Annotated in this window: 21 protein-coding genes, 1 pseudogene and 1 riboswitch; of the genes and pseudogenes, 10 read left to right on the forward strand and 12 right to left on the reverse strand. The window is 73.8% G+C overall.

The features are described 5' to 3' along the window. Window positions 1-495: 495 nt before the first annotated feature. From ABT023_RS19015 to ABT023_RS19025, 3 genes are all read right to left on the reverse strand, one after another. On the reverse strand, window positions 496-1,296 hold the full coding sequence (locus ABT023_RS19015; protein ID WP_350887258.1) for an energy-coupling factor transporter transmembrane component T family protein: 801 nt from the start codon (window positions 1,294-1,296) through the stop codon (window positions 496-498). Between the two features lie 97 nt (window positions 1,297-1,393). Beyond that, window positions 1,394-2,809, reverse strand: coding sequence for an ABC transporter ATP-binding protein (locus tag ABT023_RS19020; RefSeq protein WP_502890714.1), 1,416 nt, complete (start codon window positions 2,807-2,809; stop codon window positions 1,394-1,396). A 113-nt stretch (window positions 2,810-2,922) separates the two neighbouring features. After that, window positions 2,923-3,516 (reverse strand): ECF transporter S component, encoded by a 594-nt coding sequence (locus tag ABT023_RS19025; protein ID WP_350887264.1) that lies wholly within the window; start codon window positions 3,514-3,516, stop codon window positions 2,923-2,925. 71 nt (window positions 3,517-3,587) lie between these two features. Next, window positions 3,588-3,693, reverse strand: a riboswitch (TPP riboswitch). A gap of 70 nt (window positions 3,694-3,763) precedes the next feature. On the opposite strand from ABT023_RS19025, the gene ABT023_RS19030 reads away from it, so the two are divergent. The 6 genes and pseudogenes from ABT023_RS19030 to ABT023_RS19055 all read left to right on the forward strand — a co-directional run bounded on the left by ABT023_RS19030 (window position 3,764) and on the right by ABT023_RS19055 (window position 9,303). Then, entirely contained in the window at window positions 3,764-3,976 is a 213-nt protein-coding gene (locus tag ABT023_RS19030; protein ID WP_350887266.1) for a hypothetical protein, read from the forward strand. Window positions 3,977-4,006: 30 nt separating this feature from the next. Beyond that, on the forward strand, window positions 4,007-4,837 hold the full coding sequence (locus tag ABT023_RS19035) for an alpha/beta fold hydrolase (RefSeq protein ID WP_350887269.1): 831 nt from the start codon (window positions 4,007-4,009) through the stop codon (window positions 4,835-4,837). A 155-nt stretch (window positions 4,838-4,992) separates the two neighbouring features. Continuing rightward, window positions 4,993-5,667, forward strand: a pseudogene (locus tag ABT023_RS19040) (AAC(3) family N-acetyltransferase); the annotation flags it as partial. 39 nt (window positions 5,668-5,706) lie between these two features. Then, a complete protein-coding gene (locus ABT023_RS19045) occupies window positions 5,707-6,456 on the forward strand; it encodes a sugar isomerase domain-containing protein (protein WP_350887325.1) in 750 nt (249 codons plus the stop codon). A gap of 114 nt (window positions 6,457-6,570) precedes the next feature. Then, window positions 6,571-7,074, forward strand: coding sequence for a DUF6328 family protein (locus ABT023_RS19050; RefSeq protein ID WP_350887271.1), 504 nt, complete (start codon window positions 6,571-6,573; stop codon window positions 7,072-7,074). Between the two features lie 132 nt (window positions 7,075-7,206). Next, entirely contained in the window at window positions 7,207-9,303 is a 2,097-nt protein-coding gene (locus tag ABT023_RS19055; protein ID WP_502890715.1) for an acyl-CoA dehydrogenase family protein, read from the forward strand. 78 nt (window positions 9,304-9,381) lie between these two features. Here the strand turns inward: ABT023_RS19055 and ABT023_RS19060 are convergent, their stop codons facing one another. From ABT023_RS19060 to ABT023_RS19095, 8 genes are all read right to left on the reverse strand, one after another. Then, window positions 9,382-9,549 (reverse strand): hypothetical protein, encoded by a 168-nt coding sequence (locus ABT023_RS19060; protein ID WP_350887274.1) that lies wholly within the window; start codon window positions 9,547-9,549, stop codon window positions 9,382-9,384. A gap of 9 nt (window positions 9,550-9,558) precedes the next feature. Next, entirely contained in the window at window positions 9,559-10,164 is a 606-nt protein-coding gene (locus ABT023_RS19065) for a hypothetical protein (protein ID WP_350887276.1), read from the reverse strand. A gap of 112 nt (window positions 10,165-10,276) precedes the next feature. Then, a complete protein-coding gene (locus ABT023_RS19070; RefSeq protein WP_350887279.1) occupies window positions 10,277-10,672 on the reverse strand; it encodes a Fur family transcriptional regulator in 396 nt (131 codons plus the stop codon). Then, window positions 10,669-10,968, reverse strand: coding sequence for an ArsR/SmtB family transcription factor (locus tag ABT023_RS19075; protein WP_161691876.1), 300 nt, complete (start codon window positions 10,966-10,968; stop codon window positions 10,669-10,671). Before ABT023_RS19075 ends, ABT023_RS19070 begins: the two co-directional genes overlap by 4 nt. 43 nt (window positions 10,969-11,011) lie before the next feature. Next, window positions 11,012-11,878 (reverse strand): metal ABC transporter permease, encoded by an 867-nt coding sequence (locus ABT023_RS19080; protein ID WP_350887282.1) that lies wholly within the window; start codon window positions 11,876-11,878, stop codon window positions 11,012-11,014. A gap of 2 nt (window positions 11,879-11,880) precedes the next feature. Further along, window positions 11,881-12,642, reverse strand: coding sequence for a metal ABC transporter ATP-binding protein (locus ABT023_RS19085; protein ID WP_350887284.1), 762 nt, complete (start codon window positions 12,640-12,642; stop codon window positions 11,881-11,883). Further along, window positions 12,639-13,601, reverse strand: coding sequence for a metal ABC transporter substrate-binding protein (locus ABT023_RS19090; RefSeq protein WP_350887287.1), 963 nt, complete (start codon window positions 13,599-13,601; stop codon window positions 12,639-12,641). The genes ABT023_RS19085 and ABT023_RS19090 overlap by 4 nt, the downstream gene beginning before the upstream one ends. A 111-nt stretch (window positions 13,602-13,712) precedes the next feature. Next, window positions 13,713-13,970, reverse strand: a complete 258-nt coding sequence (locus ABT023_RS19095; RefSeq protein ID WP_350887290.1) for a hypothetical protein — start codon at window positions 13,968-13,970, stop codon at window positions 13,713-13,715. A 26-nt stretch (window positions 13,971-13,996) separates the two neighbouring features. Here ABT023_RS19095 and ABT023_RS19100 point away from each other — a divergent pair, with 26 nt between their 5' ends. From ABT023_RS19100 to dusB, 4 genes are all read left to right on the forward strand, one after another. Further along, window positions 13,997-14,338: an antibiotic biosynthesis monooxygenase family protein gene (locus ABT023_RS19100; protein WP_350887292.1), complete on the forward strand. Its 342-nt coding sequence runs from the start codon at window positions 13,997-13,999 to the stop codon at window positions 14,336-14,338. Between the two features lie 109 nt (window positions 14,339-14,447). Then, the gene (locus ABT023_RS19105) at window positions 14,448-14,921 is read left to right on the forward strand and encodes a hypothetical protein (RefSeq protein ID WP_350887331.1); all 474 of its coding nucleotides are present in this window, start codon (window positions 14,448-14,450) and stop codon (window positions 14,919-14,921) included. A 160-nt stretch (window positions 14,922-15,081) separates the two neighbouring features. After that, entirely contained in the window at window positions 15,082-16,461 is a 1,380-nt protein-coding gene (locus ABT023_RS19110) for a glycine--tRNA ligase (protein WP_350887295.1), read from the forward strand. A gap of 51 nt (window positions 16,462-16,512) precedes the next feature. Then, the gene (dusB, locus tag ABT023_RS19115; protein WP_350887298.1) at window positions 16,513-17,685 is read left to right on the forward strand and encodes a tRNA dihydrouridine synthase DusB; all 1,173 of its coding nucleotides are present in this window, start codon (window positions 16,513-16,515) and stop codon (window positions 17,683-17,685) included. A gap of 63 nt (window positions 17,686-17,748) precedes the next feature. On the opposite strand, the gene ABT023_RS19120 is transcribed toward dusB, so the two are convergent. Then, window positions 17,749-18,057 (reverse strand): C39 family peptidase (locus tag ABT023_RS19120; protein WP_350887300.1); only part of this gene is annotated, 309 nt, incomplete at its 5' end.

An 18,057-nucleotide genomic window follows, 5' to 3' on the forward strand; every position in this document is an offset into this window, starting at 1 on the left:
TCGGCGCTGTCGGCTCGGCGTGGGTGGGAGCGGAGTGGGATCTGCCGGGGGCCGGCCTGCTCCGGGCGTTCAGGCCTGCCCCCGCGCGGGCGAGCGGTCCGTACGAGCGCACGCGATCACAGCGCACGCGATCGCGCTGGATCGCGCGGGACCGCCCCGGATCGGGGAACAAGATCGTGCTCGATCAGGGATCGAGTGGCCTCGTCCCGGGTGGGAGGCCACTCTTTCCGGGATCGAGCACGATCTTGTACGCCTGGCCCGTCGCCGGCGGTCCCCGGGAGGCCGCCCGGCCGCCGGAACGTTCCGGAACTGGCAGATCTCCGCTCATCGTCAGGGCAGGGGTCGGTTTCGATCGGTACCGATCAGGCTTGCCTGCTGCCGGAGACGTGGCTGTGCGTCTTTCGCACTTCGACACACGCCCTGCCGAGTGCGCCGCTCCAGCGACAACAGACGCACCCGGACCGGAGCAGCTCAGTCTGCCGGTCAGCGGGGCGGTCAGCCGATCAGTGGGCGGAACGCGCCCACCGCGACGCTGACCGCCAGCGCGGCCCCGGCCAGGGCCGCCGCCCCGGCGACCAGCAGGCCGTCGGCGGCCCGGAACCGCTGCCGCCGGGCGACGGTGCGTGGGGTGCCCGCGTCGAAACCGCGGGCGTCCATCGCCACCGCGAGCCGGGTGCCGCGCCGGATCGCCCCCACCAGCAGCGCGAACGCGGTCGAGACGAACAGCCGCATCCGGGCCAGGGGATTACGCCCGGCGTCGACCCCGCGTGCCCGCCGGGCCATGCTGATCATCTGCCACTCCTGGCCCAGCAACGGCACCAGCCGGAACGCCGCCAGCGCACCGATCGCGAACCGGGCCGGTGCCTTCGCGTTCTGGATCAGCGCATCGGCCAGGTCGGTCGGGTCCGTGGTGGCGAAGACGATCACGCCGGGCAGTGCCACGGCCAGCATGCGCAGCGCCAGCCCGAGCGCGGTCAGCAGCACCCCGGTGGTGACCAGCACCGGCCCCGCGTCGACCAGCACCCGGCCGGAGCGATCGGCGGCGAAGAGGACCAGGGTGGCCACGATGCCGACCGCGCCGAGCAGCAGCGGCGCGGCCCGCCGGGCGAGTACCCGGTACCGGATGCCGAACAGCGGCAGCACGGCCAGCTCGATGACGAGGGCGATCGCCGGGGCGACCGGGTCCAGGGTGGCGAGCAGGGTGAACGAGAAGACCAACGCCGCCGTGACCTTCGCCACCGGGTTGCGTCGGGCCAGCGGCGCGCCTGGCGTCGCCACCGGTTCGATGCTGATCACGTGGCCTCCACCACCTCGCCGGACGCGCTGGTCACGCCGCCCGCCGGTTCGCCGTTCCTGTCGGTCACGCCGCCCGCCGGTTCGCCGTTCCTGTCGGTCACGTTGCCGCCGACGGTTCGCGGGTCACGGTGATCCGCCGGTCGGCCAGGGCCGCGACGAAGTCCGGGTCGTGGGTGACGGTGACCACGCCGTGCCCGGCGTCGCGCAGCTCGGCGAAGAGGTCGACCAGCTCAAGCCAGGTCCGTCGGTCCTGACCGAAGGTGGGTTCGTCGCAGACCAGCAGCCGGGGCGCGGTGGCGAGGGCGGTTGCCACGCTCAGCCGCCGGGCCTCCCCACCCGAGAGGGTGTACGGGTTCGCGCGGGCCAGCGCCGCCAGGCGCAGCCGATCCAGCAGTCCGTCCACGGTGGCCCGGACGGCGGTCTCGGGCCGGCCGGTGCGGCGTGGCCCGAGGGCCAGCTCGTCGAAGACAGTTCCGGTGACGAACTGGTGCTCCGGGTCCTGGAAGACCGACCCGATCCGGCCCGCCAGGGCGGGGGCCCGCCAGCGGTACGGGGGAGTCCGGGCATCCCCGCCGGCCAGCTCCCCGGTCGCCGCCACCCGGCCGGCCCCCGGCCGGAGCAGGCCGCCCAGCAGCAGTGCCAGGGTGGACTTGCCGACGCCGTTGGGACCGAGCACGGCCAGCGCCTCGCCGGCGCGTACCGCGAGGTCGATCGGGGCGAGGCGGGGCGGCAGGGCGACCCGGTCGGCGGTGATCAACAGGTCACCCGGAGCCGCGGCGGCGTGCCGGGGCGGCACGGTCCGGCCGGGCACCCAGACCCCCTCGGCGGCGAGGGCGTCGCCGTGGGCGGCGAAGACCGCCTCCGGCGGCCCGTCGGCGCGTACCCCGCCGCCGGGTTCCAGCACCACCACCCGGTCGACCAGTGGCAACGCCTCGGTGACCCGGTGCTCGACCAGGATCAGCGTGGTGTCTTCGTCCATCGCGTCGGCCACCGCGCGGCGGACCAGCGCCGCCCCGGCCGGGTCGAGGTTCGCGGTCGGCTCGTCGAGCAGCAGCAGGCCCGGCCGCAGGGCGAGCGTCCCGGCCAGGGCGAGCCGCTGCTGCTCACCGCCGGAGAGAGCGGCGGTCGGCCGGTCCCGGTGATACGGGAAGCCGACGCGGCGCAGCGCCTCGTCCACCCGGGGCCAGATCTCCTCGGCCGGTACGCCCCGGTTCTCCAGCCCGAAGGCCACGTCGTCGCCGCAGCGGGCCATGACGAGCTGGGTCTCCGGGTCCTGGAAGACGATGCCGACCCGTTCCCGGTTCGCGCGCGGGTCGACCCCGTCGACCTCGACGGTGCCCTCCTGCTCGCCGGAGTCCTCGGGCAGGAGCCCGGCCAGCGCGGCCAGCAGGGTGCTCTTGCCCGCCCCCGACGGCCCGAGCAGCAGCACCCGCTCGCCACGCTCGACGCGCAGGTCCACCCCCCGCACCGCCCAGCCCCGGCGCCCGGCATGCCGCCACCCGAACCCCCGCATCCCGACGCCACCCACACCAACCCCCTCAACCCCCCACCCGAACAGCCTGGTTGATCAAGAGGCTTGCGTCCGGAGAACGGGTTCGGCTGACGCAAGCCTCTTGATCAACACGGTCAGACGGGGGCGCGGTAGTCGCGGGCGGCGGGGAAGCGGTCCAGGACGCCCGTGCCGGCCAGGGCGCGGGTGAGGGCCCAGCCGCCGGCGCCGGCGACGACCGTGGCGCTGACGATGGTGAGCAGGGCGTACGGGATTCGGTAGCTGGTCAGGTCGTACTCGGCGTTCCAGACGAGGAAGTCGAACAGGGCGGCGCTGAGGCCGGTGAGCGCCCCGGCGAGCAGCGCGGTCGGCAGCCGGAACGAGCGGTACCGGAACGCGGCGAAGGCCAGTTCGGCACCGATGCCCTGGACCATGCCCTGCGGGATCACCGTGCCGGCCCACTGGCTGCCCAGCAGGGCGGACAGGACGGCGGCGACGGTCTCGCAGTACAGGGCCGCGCCCGGCTTGCGAATCACCAGGCCGCCGACCACGGCCGGCATCAGCCAGACCCCGTAGAGCAGGGTCTGTGCGGGCGGGAAGAACGCGAACGCCCCCTCGGTGGCGCTCCAGACCAGGCCCCAGGCCCAGAAGATGACGCCGAAGGCGACCGCGATCACCGAGGCGACCACGATGTCGATCGTGCGCCAGCGGTTGCTGTCGGTGTGGTTCATGTGATGGCTCCCAGTTCTGAGTGAACCAGGAGAAGACGCACGCCGCGCCCGGGCTACCGGACGGCGGCGCGGCTGGAGGTCGACCGAACTCCCTGCGCTGGCATTACCCAGATCAGGTTCGAGGGTCTGCGGGCGGTGCCCGCACTCTCAGCGCTGTGCGCTCCCCTGTCGGATATGAAGTTGTCTCGCCGACGCTAACACCTCGGAAGATCGCCGGGCAATGTGAGCCAATCGCAGCTCATCCCCGGTGCGGAAACCGTCATCTCGCCGTACTTCGTCGACCCGGCCCCGGGCCTGCCCGGCGACGTGCCCCTCGGGCCTGCCGAACGACACCCGGGGCGAGGCCACCGGCCGGTACAGCGACCGGGTCGGGCGGGACCCGGTCAACGACACCGAGATCCCGTACCTGGCCGTGGAGTCCCGGCGGGAGGTGCCCGCCCCGCGAAACCGGTACGAGTGAGCCCGGGTCCCGCTGGGTAGGCTGCCGATCATGCAGGTGGAGGCGCGAGGGCTGACGTTCGAGGTCCGCACCGGCGGGCCGGCCGACGGCGAACCGGTGCTGCTGCTGCACGGCTTCCCGCAGCACGGCGGCGAGTGGGACGAGGTGACGCCCGCGCTGCACGCCGCCGGGCTGCGCACGTACGCGCCGGACCAGCGCGGCTACTCGCCGCTCGCCCGGCCCGGGGCGGTCGAGGCGTACCGGCTTCCCGAGCTGGTCGCCGACGCGGCGGCCCTGCTCGACGCGCTGGGCGTCGACGCGGCGCACGTGGTGGGGCACGACTGGGGCTCGATCGTGGCCTGGGGGCTGGCCGCGAGCCACCCCGACCGGGTGCGCACCCTCACCGCCGTGTCCGTCCCGCACCCCGCCGCGATGGCGCACGCGCTGGCCACGGACACCGAGCAGAAGGCCCGCTCGTCGTACATCGCCCTGTTCCGCAAGCCGGGCAAGGCGGAGAAGGTCCTGCTGGCGTTGCGGGCCGCCGCCCTGCGCAAGCTGCTCGGCGGGGTCGGCGACGCCGCCCGGGTGGCCCGGTACGCCGAGCCGATGCGCGAGCCGGGCGCGCTGACCGCCGCGCTGAACTGGTACCGGGCGATGTCGCGGGCCGACCTCGCGGCGGTCGGGCCGGTGCCGGTGCCGACCGCGTTCGTGTGGAGCAGCAGGGACATCGCGATCGGCCGCACCGCCGCCGAGGCGTGCGCCGCCCACGTCACCGGGGACTACCGCCTCGTCGAGCTGCCCGGCGTCTCGCACTGGATTCCCGACGAGGCGCCCGGTCCGCTCGCCGAGACGATCCTGGCCCGCACGGGCACCGCGCGGTGACCCCCGCCCCGCCGCCGTCCGCCCCGGGTCCGTCGTCCGTCCCGGGTCCGTCGGGCGCGGCGGGCGGCGGCGTCGCGGCGGCCCGGCCGCACACCCGCGCGTCGCTCGCCGTGCAGCTCCACGACCTGGGGGTACGCCCCGGCGGCATCGTGCTGGTGCACGCCGGACTGCGGGCCCTCGGATTCGTCTGCGGCGGCCCGCAGGCGGTGGCCCTCGCCCTGCGCGACGTGCTCGGCCCCGAGGGCACGCTGGTGGTGCCGACCCACACGCCGGAGAACAGCGACCCGGCCGGGTGGAGCAACCCGCCGGTGCCGGCGGACTGGTGGCCGGTGATCCGCGCGGAGACTCCCGGCTTCGACCCGGCGGTCACCCAGAGCCGGTTTATGGGGGCGCTGGCCGAGACCGTCCGGGGCTGGCCGGGGGCCCGGCGCAGCGACCACCCGCACGTCTCGTTCGCCGCGCTCGGGCCCGCCGCCGAGGAGATCGTGGCCGGGCACCCGCTGGCCGACATGCTCGGCCCCGGTTCGCCGCTGGGCCGGCTGTACGACCTGGACGCCGACGTGCTGCTGCTCGGCGTCGACCACGGCTGCAACACGTCGCTGCACCTGGCGGAGTACCGGCAGGCCGCCCCGCCGAGGGAACGGGTGGGCGCGGCGGTTCGCACCCGCGACGGCGGCCAGGACTGGGCCTGGTGGGAGGACGTGGCGGTCGACTCGGCCGACTTCCCCCGGCTCGGGGCGGACCTGGAGGCGACCGGCGCGGTCCGGATCGGCCCGGTCGGCGACGGGACGGGCAGGTCGATGCGCCAGCGGGCGGCGGTCGACTTCGCGGTGGACTGGCTGGCCCGCAACCGACGGACGAAGGAGAACATGACGGTGAGCGCCGAGGACTACCTCGCGGTGGTGACGGAGACGATCGACCGGGTGTCGGCCAGCCAACGGGAGGCGGTGGGTCGGGCGGCCGACCTGGTCGCCGACGCGCTGCGCGCCGACGGGGTGGTCCACGCGTTCGGCACCGGCTACTCCGAGGCCCTCGCCATGGAGATCGCCGGCCGGGCCGGCGGCCTGGTGCCGACCAACCGGATCGCGCTGCGCGACCTCGTGCTGCACGGCGGGGCCCCGGCCGACGTCCTGGGCCCGCTGCTGGAGCGCGACCCGGCGGTGGCCCACCGCCTCTACGAGCTGGCCCCGGTCCGCCCGTCGGACGTCTTCGTGGTCGCCTCCAACTCCGGCGTCAACGGGGCGATCGTGGAGTTCGCCGCCCTCGTGAAGGAGCGCGGCCACGGCCTCGTCGCGATCACCTCGACGCAGCACTCGGCACGGATGACGTCCCGCCACCCGTCCGGCCGGAAGCTGGCCGAGTTCGCCGACGTGGTGCTGGACAACGGCGCACCGTACGGCGACGCGACCCTGCCGCTGCCTGGCGGCGGCGCGGTCGGCGCGGTCTCCTCCATCACCGCCGCCCTGCTGGCGCAGCAGCTCACGGTCGAGGTGGTGTCCCGACTGCTCGCGGCGGGTGAGCGGCCCCCGGTCTACCTGTCGGCCAACATCACCGGCGGCGACGAGCACAACAACGAGCTGGAGGCCCGGTACGCCGGGCGTATCCGCCGGGGGTCCTGACCGCGGCGGGCGGGGTGCGGTCGTGAGTCGGTTTCGCCGTTCGCCCGACGGGGCAAAGCCGATGCTGCCGGCGGGATGGATCCCGCCGGCAGTACCGTCACCCGGAGGTAGCGCGTGTCGAAGGAAACCGAGAAGCAGCGCTGGCAGCGCAACTTCGCCGACCTGCTCCAGGAATTGCGGGTCGCGCAGACCGGCGTGCAGATCCTGTTCGCGTTCCTGCTGACCCTGCCGTTCAGCAACGGCTTCACGCACACCAGCGAGTTCCAGAGAGACGTCTACATCGTCGCGTTGCTGTCGGCGGCCGGTGCCACCACGATGATCATCTCCCCGGTGGCCTTCCACCGGGCGCTGTTCCGGCAGGGGCGCAAGCCGGAGCTGGTCCGGTTCGCCCACCGGATGGCCAGTGGCGGGCTCGCCTTCATGCTCATCTCGATGGTCAGCGCGGTCCTGCTGATCACCGACTTCGTGCTGGACCGGGGCATCGCCTTCCTGCTCACCGGGATCACGGCGGCGTGGTTCCTGGCCTTCTGGGTGGTCCTGCCGTTCGCCCGCCGCAACTGGGGCGACGACGACATCGACGACGATGATGACGAGCCGCAGGTGCTCTCCGGCGGCTGATCCCGTCGACCAGCGCGGACGCTGGGAGGAATCCGAGGTGCACGCGACGCTACCCCTGGGTAACAGCCGGGGGTAGCGTTGCTTTTTGTCGAGCGCGTTGACGCATCCGGACCGAGGTTCGAGGGGGCAGCCGTGACCACGACGCAGAACAGCCGACCCACGCCCGACCCGGCGGAGGGAGCCCCGGCGGGCGGCCCCACCGGCCGGGTCGCGCCGATCGACGATCCGGCCCCGGCCGTCCCGGGCCCCGCCGCCGAGGCCACTGCCGACGCCGCCGCCGTCGATGCCGCCGGGGGCGCGGGGGCGCTGCCGACGGAGGCCGGTCAGGTGTCCGAGAAGGAGGCCCGGCAGGTCGCCGAGGCGGCCCGCGAGTCCGCGTGGGACCGGCCGAGCTTCGGCAAGGAGTTGTTCCTCGGCCGGCTCCGGATCGACCTGATCCACCCCTGGCCGCGTACCGACCCGGCCGAGGACGCCCGGGCCGGGGAGTTCCTCGGCCGGCTGCGGGCGTACCTGGAGTCCGAGGTGGACGGGGCGGCGATCGAGCGCGACGCCCACATTCCCGACGAGGTGTTCCAGGGGCTGGCCCGGCTCGGCGCGTTCGGCATGAAGATCGACCGGTCCCACGGTGGGCTCGGGCTGAGCAACCTGCACTACTGCCGGGCGCTGATGCTGGCGGGGTCGGTCAGCCCGGCGATCGGCGCGCTGCTGTCGGCCCACCAGTCGATCGGCGTCCCGCAGCCGCTGAAGATGTTCGGCACCGACGAGCAGAAGCAGCGCTTCCTGCCCCGGCTCGCCGCCGGCGAGGTGTCGGCGTTCCTGCTCACCGAGCCGGACGTCGGCTCCGACCCGGCACGGCTGGCCACCACGGCCGAGCCGACCGCCGACGGCGCCGGGTACCGGCTCAACGGGGTGAAGCTGTGGGCCACCAACGGCACCGTGGCCACCCTGCTGGTGGTGATGGCCCGGGTGCCGGCCGCCGAGGGGCGGCGCGGCGGGATCACCGCCTTCGTCGTCGACGGCGACGCCGAGGGCATCACTGTGGAGCGGCGCAACGAGTTCACCGGCCTGCGCGGCCTGGAGAACAGCCTCACCCGGTTCCACGATGTGTTCGTGCCGAGCGGGAACGTCATCGGCGGCGAGGGCAAGGGGCTGAAGATCGCCCTGACCACGCTGAACACGGGGCGGCTGTCGCTGCCGGCGATGTGCGTCGGCGCGGGGAAGTGGTCACTGAACGTGGCCCGGGACTGGGCCGCCGACCGGGTCCAGTGGGGCCGGCCGGTGGGCGAGCACGAGGCCGTCGCGCAGAAGCTCTCGTTCGTCGCCGCCACCACGTACGGCATGGAGACCATGCTGGACCTGTGCTGCCTGCTCGCCGACGACGACCGCAACGACATCCGGATCGAGGCGGCCCTGGTCAAGCTCTACGCCAGCGAGATGGCCTGGAAGATCGGCGACGAGCTGCTCCAGATCCGGGGCGGGCGCGGCTACGAGACGGCCGACTCGCTGGCCGCCCGGGGCGAGCGCCCGGCCGCGGTCGAGCAGATGCTGCGCGACCTGCGGATCAACCGGATCTTCGAGGGTTCCACCGAGATCATGCACTTGCTCATCGCCCGCGAGGCGGTCGACGCCCACCTCTCGGTCGCCGGGGACATCATCGACCCCGACGCGGGGCTCGGGCGCAAGGCGAAGGCCGGCGCGCGGGCCGGGGCCTTCTACGCGAAGTGGCTGCCCACCCTCGCCGTCGGCCGGGGCCAGGCGCCGAGGGCGTACGCCGAGTTCGGCCCGCTCGCCGGCCACCTGCGCCAGGTCGAGCGGCACAGCCGCAAGCTGGCCCGGTCGACGTTCTACGCGATGTCCCGCTGGCAGGGCAAGATGGAGCGCAAGCAGGCGTTCCTCGGCCGGGTGGTGGACATCGGCGCGGAGCTGTTCGCGATGTCCGCGGTCTGCGTCCGGGCGTACGCGGAGAAGGACACCCGCCCGGAGAACGTCGAGCTGGCCGACCTGTTCTGCCGCCAGGCCCGGCTGCGGGTCGACGCCCTGTTCACCGGCCTGTGGGCGAACACCGACTCCGTCGACGTGGCGGCGGCGAAGCGGATCCTCGCCGGCCGGTACGCGGCCCTGGAGGACGGGGTGATCACCCCGCCGGCCGACCTGCCCTGGGTGGCCCGCTGGACCCCCGGCCCGTCCACCGCCCAGGACGTCCGCCGCCGTATCCCCCGCCCCGAGTGACGAGGCAGGGTCCCCTGCCGACGCCCGTGGCGCGGCAGGGGGCCCGTCCGGAGCTGAGTGCCCCGGGCCGGCGCGGGCTCACCGGGCGATGGCCCAGGCCAGCACGGAGGCCAGGATCAGCCCGTTGAGCGCCGCCAGCACCAGGTACGCCGCCGGCGGTATCTTGCGGCCCCGGCGGACGAAGCTGACGAGCACGGCGGCGTAGGCCAGCAGCAGCACGGCGACGACGATCAGGAAGTAGAGCACCGGACCACCCTAGCGGCCACCCCGGAGCCCGAGTCCGCGCAGCTCCAGCGCGGCGAGCGCCTCGACCGTGGCGTCGTCGCCGCGCCGCCACGCATCGGCCACGTCCGGGGCGATCCGGGTCAACTTGGCGATCGGCTGACCGGCCAGCGCCCGCAGGGCCAGCAGGTCCCGCCCGGCCGGGACGGCGGCCAGCGCCTTGGCCGAGGCGGCCCGTCGCATCCACCGCAGCCGCAGCGGCAGCCAGCCGAACAGCACCAGGCCGAGCGGGAACACCAGCACCGCGATGCTGAGCGCCAGGGCGAGCTGGCCGACCAGTTCCTGCTGGTCCCGGCCCGCCTCGGCCATCGACCGGGCGGCGTCGGCGGCCTTCGTGAACGGGGCGGTCAGCTCGTCGCCGACCAGCGGCACCCGGCGTATCTTGCCGCCGGCGTCGGCCAGGTTGTCGGCGAGGCCGCCGCCGGCCCCCTCCAGCTTCTGTCCGGGTACGGCGAGCTTCTGCACCAGGTCGTGCACCCAGAGCGCGAAGCGGATCGCGGCGTACACCCAGACGGCGACGAGCAGGTCGGTCAGGAACTGGCGGACGGCGGTCGGGAAGCGATCGGCGTAGATCTTCACGCCGGACAGCGTGCCACGGCCCGACCCGCCCGGCACGGGTCGGTTTTCCCGGCCGGCGCGGACGCGATCCGGCCGGCGCGGTACGGCGGTGGGGCCGTGGGGCCGGGCGAGGTCAGCCGGCGCAGGCCGGGCAGGTGCCGAAGATCTCCAGGGTGTGGCTGACGTCGGCGTACCCGTGCTGCGCCGCCACCCGCTCCGCCCAGACCTCCACGGTCGGCCCGGCCACCTCGACGGTGCGCCCGCAGGCCCGGCAGACCAGGTGGTGGTGGTGGCCCTCGCTGCACCGCCGGTAGAGGTGCTCGCCGCCGGGCGGGCGCATGACGTCGATCTCGCCCGCGTCGGCGAGCCCCTGGAGGGTGCGGTAGACGGTGGTCAGCCCCACCCGCTCGCCGCGCTCGCGGAGCATGGCATGCAGGTCCTGCGCGCTGTGGAACCCCTCGACCTCGGCGAGCAGCGCGCTCACCGCCGAGCGCTGCCGGGTGTTCCGGACGGGGTTCCCCTCGGTCACGATGCCTCCCCTGCGTGGCTGACCGCGTCGGCCACGATGTGCGCGACGTGCTCGTCGACCAGCGCGTACGCGATTTCCCGCCCGCGCCGGGAGCCGCGGACCACGCCGGCTCCCCGCAGCACCCGCAGGTGCTGCGAGACCAGCGGCTGCGTCGCCCCGAGCTTCTCCACCAGTTCGTGCACGCACCGTTCACCTTGCGCCAGTTCGCTCACGATCGCCAGCCGGATCGGGGCCGCGAGGGCGCGCAGCAGCTCACCTGCGTCCTCGTACGCCTCGTATCCTGATCCGCCGGTCACCTTGTAACGGTAACCAATCCCACCGGGCCGCCGGGACGCAGGATCAACGCAGCACCACCTCGGGCGGCTCGACGACCGCCGTCCCGGCCGTCGTCCGGCGTCGGCGCACCGCCCGCCAGCCGGCGCCGGCAACCGCGACGACGAGGAACGAGGCGATCGCCAGCAGCACCACGGACGCGCCGGGGGCGGTGTCGGCGTTGGCGGCCACCCAGACCCCGGAGCCGGCGGCGAACAGCCCGAGCGCCATCGCCGCGGCCATCGTGCTGCGGAAGCCCCGGGTGACCTGCTGGGCGGTGGCCACCGGGACCACCATCAGGGCGCTGATCAGCAGCACCCCGACGGCCCGCATGGCGATCGTCACGGTGACCGCGGTGCCGACCGCGAGCAGCATGTTCAGCGTCCGCACGGGCAGCCCGGCGACCCGGGCGTACTCCTCGTCGTGGCAGACCGCGAACAGCGCCGGGCGCAGCGCCAGCATGGTGACCAGGAGCGCCACGCCGAGCACCACGATGGTGGTCAGGTCCTGCGGCGAGATGGTGGTCAGCGACCCGAACAGGTACGCGTTGAGCTTCGCGCTGGTGGCGTCGGAGAGCCCGACCAGCGTCACCCCGCCCGCGATCCCGCCGTAGAACAGCAGCGCCAGCGCGAGGTCGCCCGAGGTGCGCCCGCGCGCCCGGACCAGTTCGATGGTGATCGCGCCGAGCGTCGCCACGACCACGGCCACCAGCACCGGGGAGCGGTTGAGCAGCAGCCCGGCGCCGACGCCGGTGAGCGCCACGTGCCCGACCCCGTCGCCGATCAGGGCCAGCCGGCGCTGCACCAGGTAGATGCCGAGCGCCGGGGCGGCCAGGCCGATGACCAGCGCGCCGATCAGGGCGCGCTGCATGTACGGGTACTGGAAAAGCTCCATGCTCAACTGCTCCACAGCCCAGCGGGCTCGTCGGGTCCGTGCGGGTGCACGTGGTCGTGGTCGGGGTCGGCGTGGTGGCCGGCCGGCTCGGGGACCGCGCCGTCGTGGGCGATCCCGCCGTGGTGCACCACCACGGCCCGGCTGATCAGCGGTCGCAGCGGCCCCAGCTCGTGGGCCACCAGCAGCACCGTCCCGCCGCCGTCGGCGAAGCCGCGCAGCGCCCCGGCGAACGCCTCCTGGCTGGCGGCGTCGACCCCGGCGGTCGGCTCGTCGAGGACCAGCAGCTCCGGCTCGCCGGCCAGGGCCCGGGCGATCAGGGTGCGCTGCTGCTGGCCGCCGGAGAGGGTGGCCACCGGGTCGCCGGCGCGGTCGGCCAGGCCGACGGCGACCAGCGCGGCGTCGACCGCCGCCCGGTCGGCCCGGCCCGGCGGGCGCAGCACGCCCCGGCGGGCCAGCCGGCCCGAGGCCACCACCTCGCGGACGGTGGCCGGGACGCCGCCGCCGGCGCCGAGGCGCTGCGGGACGTACCCGATCCGCTGCCACTGCCGGAACCGGCGCAGCGGGGCACCGAAGAGCGAGACCGACCCGGCGTGCAGCGGGACCAGTCCGAGCACCGCGCGGATCAGGGTGGACTTGCCGGAGCCGTTGGCGCCGAGGACGGCGACCACCTCGCCGGCGGTGACGGTCAGCGAGACGTCGCGCAGCACCGGGCGGCCGTCGTAGCCGACCGTCCCGCCGGTGACGGTGATGACGGGCGCGTTCATGAGCAGCTCAACGCCGTCCGCAGGGTCGCCAGGTTGGTGCGCATCACCGAAAGGTAGTCCCCGCCGTGATCGGCGGACAGTCCTTCCAGCGGGTCGAGCACGGCGGTATTCGCCCCCACCTCGCGGGCGATGGTCTCGGCTACCTTCGGGCTGACCAGGGTCTCGAAGAAGATCGTGGTGGCCCGGTGCTCCCGGGCCTCCCGGGCGACCTCGGCGAGGCGCTGCGGGGAGGGCTCGTTCTCCGGGGCCAGCCCGGTGAGGCCGACCTGGTCGAGCTGGTAGCGCTCGGTCAGGTAACCGAACGCGGTGTGGCTCACCACGAGCTCGCGGCGTTGGCAGGTCCGCAGCCCGGCGGCGAACTCGGCGTCCAGCGTCTCCAGCTCGGCGCGCAACGCACCCGCCCGGGCGGTGTAGTCGGCGGCGCGGTCCGGGTCGGCCCGGCCGAGCCGCTCGGCGAGCCGGTCGCCGACGGTGGCCAGCCGGGTCGGGTCGAGCCACAGGTGCGGGTCCTTGCCGCCGTCCTTCTCCCGGGCCTCCCTACCCCCGTGTCCGGCCTCTTCACCGTCGTGGTCGTGCCCGCCGGCGTTCCCGGCCAGCAGCGGCTGCACCCCGGCGACGTCGAAGGCCCGGTCGCCGCCGTTCTGCTCGACCGCCTCGTCCACCGCGGGCTGGAAGCCCTTGAGGTAGATGATCAGCTCGGCCTGGTTCACCTCGCCGACCTGGCGGGGGGTGAGCTCCAGGTCGTGCGGCTCGGCGCCGGGCTTGGTCAGGTTCGTCACCCGGACCGCGTCGCCCCCGATCCGCTCGGCGACGAACTGGAGCGGGTAGAAGGCGGCGGCCACGTCGACCCGCTGCGGGTCTGCACCTGCGCCGTCCTCCGCGCAGGCGGTGACGGTGCCGAGGGCTATCAGGGTGGTCGCTGCGGCCAGGGCACGTGCGGTGGAGCGGCGGAGCTTCATGCCCCAACTCTCCGTGACAACGAAATTGATTGTCAAAAACGCATGCTTGCATGCGAGCGACGTGTCTGCTAGGGCCACGTTCGGGCGGGCCGGTTCACCGCACCGCGGCGGTCAGAGCAGCTTCGTCAGCGCCGCGGTGACCAGCAGGGTGAGCATCACCAGCCGGATCACCCGGGTGGCCGGCGCCTGCACCGCCCAGGTGGTCAGCAGCAGCGCGACCAGGGCGGCGGCGAGGGCCAGCAGCAGCACCCCGCCGACCACACCCGGGGTGAACAGCGCCACCAGCACCAACGCCAGCGTGACCAGGAAGATCGTCGTCGGGTTCGCCCGGGCCAACCGGCCCAGCAGAGTGCGCTGCGTACGCTGCATCCCACAGACTCTACGAGGAGGACCCGGTGCTGGTCACCAACCGGTTCGTGGTCGACGAGGACGTCGCCCCCGCATTCACCGAACGCGCGCACGCCGCCCTGGCCGCGCTCGCCGCCCGCCCCGGCTACCTGCGCGGGGAACTGCTCCGGGCGTTGGACGACCCGCGCCACTGGTGCCTCGTCACCGAGTGGGAGTCCGTCGGGGCCTACCGGCGGGCGCTGGGCGGGTTCGACGTCAAGGTCCACGCCACGCCGCTGCTGGCCGAGTCGCTCGACGAGCCGTCCGCGTACGAGGCGCTGGCCGCCGCGGCCCCCGGCGGGGCGGTCGAGGTGAACCCCAGTGATCGGGCCGCTGCCCCGTACCGCTGAGCCGCCGGGCACTACCCTGCACCTTATGACCGCACCCGGACCGGCCGGTCCGCCCTCGTACCCCATGGCGCCCGGCCCGGACGAGCCGCCGCCGCACCCGGAGCCCGGGGTGCCCGCGCCCCCGACCGGACCCGGGGTGGCCCCGCCGTTCGTGGCGCCCCCGACTGAGGGGCGCAGCGCCCGGCTCTGGCTCGGCCTCGGGGTCGGGGCGCTGGCCGTGCTGCTCTGCTGCGGCGGGGGCGGGGCGGCCATGGTCGGCCTGGTGATCAGCAACGTGCAGGCGGTGCGGGAGCAGGGCCGCGCGGTGACCGACGACTACTACCAGGGGCTGGTCGAGCGGAAGTACGGCAGGTCGTACGACACGCTCTGCGACGACGCGCAGCGCCGCGAGTCCCGGGCGGAGTTCGAGCGTCGGGCCGCCGCCGAGCCGCAGATCGACTCGTACCGGGTGGGCGAGGTGGACCCCACCACCCTCACCGTCCCGGTCTCCGTCACCTTCAGCGGCGGCAACCGGGGCGACCAGGAGGTCACCCTCGCCGCCGACGGGCAGACCGGAGGCATGGAGGTCTGCGGGGTGAGCTGACCACCCGCCCCGGTGGCCGATCGGAGGCTCGCGGGGGTGGTCGGCCCTGCCCCCGGTATTCTGCTGGGCCCGGGGCCCGTACGGTCGTACCGTTGTCCCCGAACCGACCGATCCATCCACATCTCGCCCCCGCCGACCGCCAGCCGGCGTAGGAGGAAACATGCCAGCCGACCGTATCGACGCCGTCGTCAGCCTCGCCAAGCGCCGGGGCTTCGTCTTCCCCTCCAGTGAGATCTACGGGGGCACCCGGTCGGCGTGGGACTACGGTCCGCTCGGCGTGGAACTGAAGGAGAACGTCCGCCGGCAGTGGTGGAAGACGATGGTCCAGCAGCGCGACGACGTCGTCGGCCTGGACTCCGCGGTCATCCTGGCCCGCAAGGTCTGGGAGGCCAGCGGCCACATCGCCGAGTTCGTCGACCCGCTGACGGAGTGCCAGTCCTGCCACAAGCGGTTCCGCGCCGACCACCTGGAGGAGGCGTACGCCGAGAAGCACGGCAGGCCGCTGGCCTCGCTGTCGGAGCTGAACTGCCCGAACTGCGGCAACAAGGGCACCTTCACCGAGCCGAAGATGTTCAACGGCCTGATGAAGACCTACCTCGGCCCGGTGGAGAGCGACGAGGGCATGCACTACCTGCGCCCGGAGACCGCCCAGGGCATCTTCGTCAACTACAAGAACGTGGAGACGGTCGCCCGCAAGAAGCCGCCGTTCGGCATCGCGCAGACCGGCAAGTCGTTCCGCAACGAGATCACCCCGGGCAACTTCATCTTCCGCACCCGCGAGTTCGAGCAGATGGAGATGGAGTTCTTCGTCGAGCCGGGCTCCGACGAGCAGTGGCACGAGTACTGGCTCTCCGAGCGCTGGAACTGGTACCTCGACCTCGGGCTGTCCGAGGAGAACCTGCGCTTCTACGAGCACCCCAAGGAGAAGCTCTCCCACTACTCGAAGCGCACCGTCGACATCGAGTACCGGTTCCGGTTCGGCGGCAGCGAGTTCGCCGAGCTGGAGGGCATCGCCAACCGCACCGACTTCGACCTGTCCACGCACAGCAAGCACTCCGGCGTCGACCTGTCGTACTTCGACCAGGGCAAGAGCGAGCGCTGGATGCCGTACGTGATCGAGCCCGCCGCCGGCCTCACCCGCGCGGTGCTGGCGTTCCTGCTGGAGGCGTACGACGAGGACGAGGCCCCGAACACCAAGGGCGGCGTCGACAAGCGCACCGTCATGCGCTTCGACCCCCGGCTGGCCCCGGTCAAGGTGGCGGTCCTGCCGCTGTCCCGCAACGAGGCGCTCTCCCCGAAGGCCAAGGGCCTCGCCGCCGACCTGCGCAAGCGCTGGGTGGTCGAGTTCGACGACTCGCAGGCCATCGGCCGCCGGTACCGCCGCCAGGACGAGATCGGCACCCCGTTCTGCGTGACGGTCGACTTCGACACCCTCGACGACAACGCGGTGACCGTGCGGAACCGGGACACCATGACCCAGGAGCGGATCTCCCTGGACCAGGTCGAGCGCTACCTGATCGAGCGCCTCCCCGGCTGCTGAGCTGTGTACGGGGCCCCGACCAGCACGGTCGGGGCCCCGTACACTTGTCCGGTGACCGCCCCGAGCCTGCCCGCGCTGCGTCCGTTGACCCTCGGGCAGCACCAGGTGTGGCCGCCGGTGGTGCTCGCGCCGATGGCCGGGATCACCAACGTCGGGTTCCGCCGGCTCTGCCGGGAGCAGGGCGGCGGCATCTACGTCTGCGAGATGATCACCACTGTCGCGCTGGTCGAGCGGAACCCGAAGACCCTGCGCATGATCGCCTTCGGCGACGACGAGCAGCCGCGCAGCCTCCAGCTCTACGGCACCGACCCGGAGATCACCGCCGCGGCCGTGCGGATCGTGGTGGAGAAGAACCTCGCCGACCACATCGACCTGAACTTCGGCTGCCCGGTCCCGAAGGTCACTCGCAAGGGCGGCGGGTCGGCCCTGCCCTGGCGGCGCCGGCTCTTCGCCCGACTGGTGAAGGCCGCGGTGGACGCCGCCGCGCCGGCCGGGGTGCCGGTCACCGTGAAGATGCGCAAGGGCATCGACGACGACCACCTGACGTACGTCGAGGCCGGGCTCGCCGCCCAGGACGCGGGAGTCGTGGCGGTCGCCCTGCACGGGCGTACGGCCGCCCAGCGCTACTCGGGCACCGCCGACTGGGACGCGATCGCCACCCTCAAGCAGGCCCTCGACGTGCCGGTGCTCGGTAACGGCGACATCTGGGAGGCCGACGACGCGCTGCGGATGGTCGCCCACACCGGGGTCGACGGGGTGGTGATCGGGCGTGGCTGCCTGGGCCGGCCGTGGCTCTTCGCCGACCTGGAGGCCGCGTTCGACGGGCGGCCGGAGCGGCGGCTGCCCACCCTCGGAGAGGTGGCGGCGACCATGCGGCGGCACGCCGAGCTGCTGGTCGACCAGTTCGTGGCGGGGGCGCGGAACCCGGCCCGGGGCGAGCGGGACGGCTGCACGGACTTCCGCAAGCACGTCGCCTGGTACCTCAAGGGCTTCCCGGTCGGCAGCGAGCTGCGCCGTTCCCTCGCCATGATCGACAGCCTGGCCCAGCTCGACGACCTGCTCGGCAAGCTCGACCCGGCCGAGCCGTTCCCGGTGGCGACGCTCGGCCAGCCGCGCGGCCGGACGAACTCCCCGGGCAAGGTCTACCTCCCCGAGGGCTGGCTGGCCAGCCGGGACGACGACACCGTGCCCGAGGGCGCGGAGCTGGCCGACTCCGGCGGCTGATCGACGACGAAAGGGCCGGTCCCCGGGTGGGGGCCGGCCCTTGTCGTTGTGTCGTTGTGGTTGTCAGGAGGTGGCGTAGCCGCGGGTGGCGGTCCAGTCGGCGAGGTTGTCGACGGTGATTTCGTAGCTGGCCTGGTCGGGGTTGGCCGAGTCGGCGATCTTGACGATGTGGCCGTTGTCGCGGTAGCCGACAACGCTGATGTAGTGGCCGCCCTCGAAGGAGTGGACGCCGCCGTCGATGTCGGTGGTGGTGCCGGCGATGTTGGCGACCACGGCCCGGCCGTTGTCGACGGTGCGGACGACGTCGGCGCGCAGCTTGTCGGTCTGGCCGTCGTCGGCCTTGCCGCTGGTGATCTCGACGCTGCGGTACGC

The sequence above is a fragment of the Micromonospora sp. NPDC002296 genome (assembly GCF_040296145.1).
Taxonomy (GTDB): domain Bacteria; phylum Actinomycetota; class Actinomycetes; order Mycobacteriales; family Micromonosporaceae; genus Micromonospora.

Bases quoted from the DNA above. Each gene is read 5' to 3' on its own strand.
- ABT023_RS19080 (WP_350887282.1), bottom strand. From the start codon at position 11,878: ATGGAGCTTTTCCAGTACCCGTACATGCAGCGCGCCCTGATCGGCGCG.
- ABT023_RS19110 (WP_350887295.1), top strand. From the start codon at position 15,082: ATGCCAGCCGACCGTATCGACGCCGTCGTCAGCCTCGCCAAGCGCCGG.
- ABT023_RS19025 (WP_350887264.1), bottom strand. From the start codon at position 3,516: ATGAACCACACCGACAGCAACCGCTGGCGCACGATCGACATCGTGGTC.
- ABT023_RS19095 (WP_350887290.1), bottom strand. From the start codon at position 13,970: ATGCAGCGTACGCAGCGCACTCTGCTGGGCCGGTTGGCCCGGGCGAAC.
- ABT023_RS19035 (WP_350887269.1), top strand. From the start codon at position 4,007: ATGCAGGTGGAGGCGCGAGGGCTGACGTTCGAGGTCCGCACCGGCGGG.
- ABT023_RS19020 (WP_502890714.1), bottom strand. From the start codon at position 2,809: ATGCGGGGGTTCGGGTGGCGGCATGCCGGGCGCCGGGGCTGGGCGGTG.
- ABT023_RS19085 (WP_350887284.1), bottom strand. From the start codon at position 12,642: ATGAACGCGCCCGTCATCACCGTCACCGGCGGGACGGTCGGCTACGAC.
- ABT023_RS19045 (WP_350887325.1), top strand. From the start codon at position 5,707: ATGACGGTGAGCGCCGAGGACTACCTCGCGGTGGTGACGGAGACGATC.
- ABT023_RS19090 (WP_350887287.1), bottom strand. From the start codon at position 13,601: ATGAAGCTCCGCCGCTCCACCGCACGTGCCCTGGCCGCAGCGACCACC.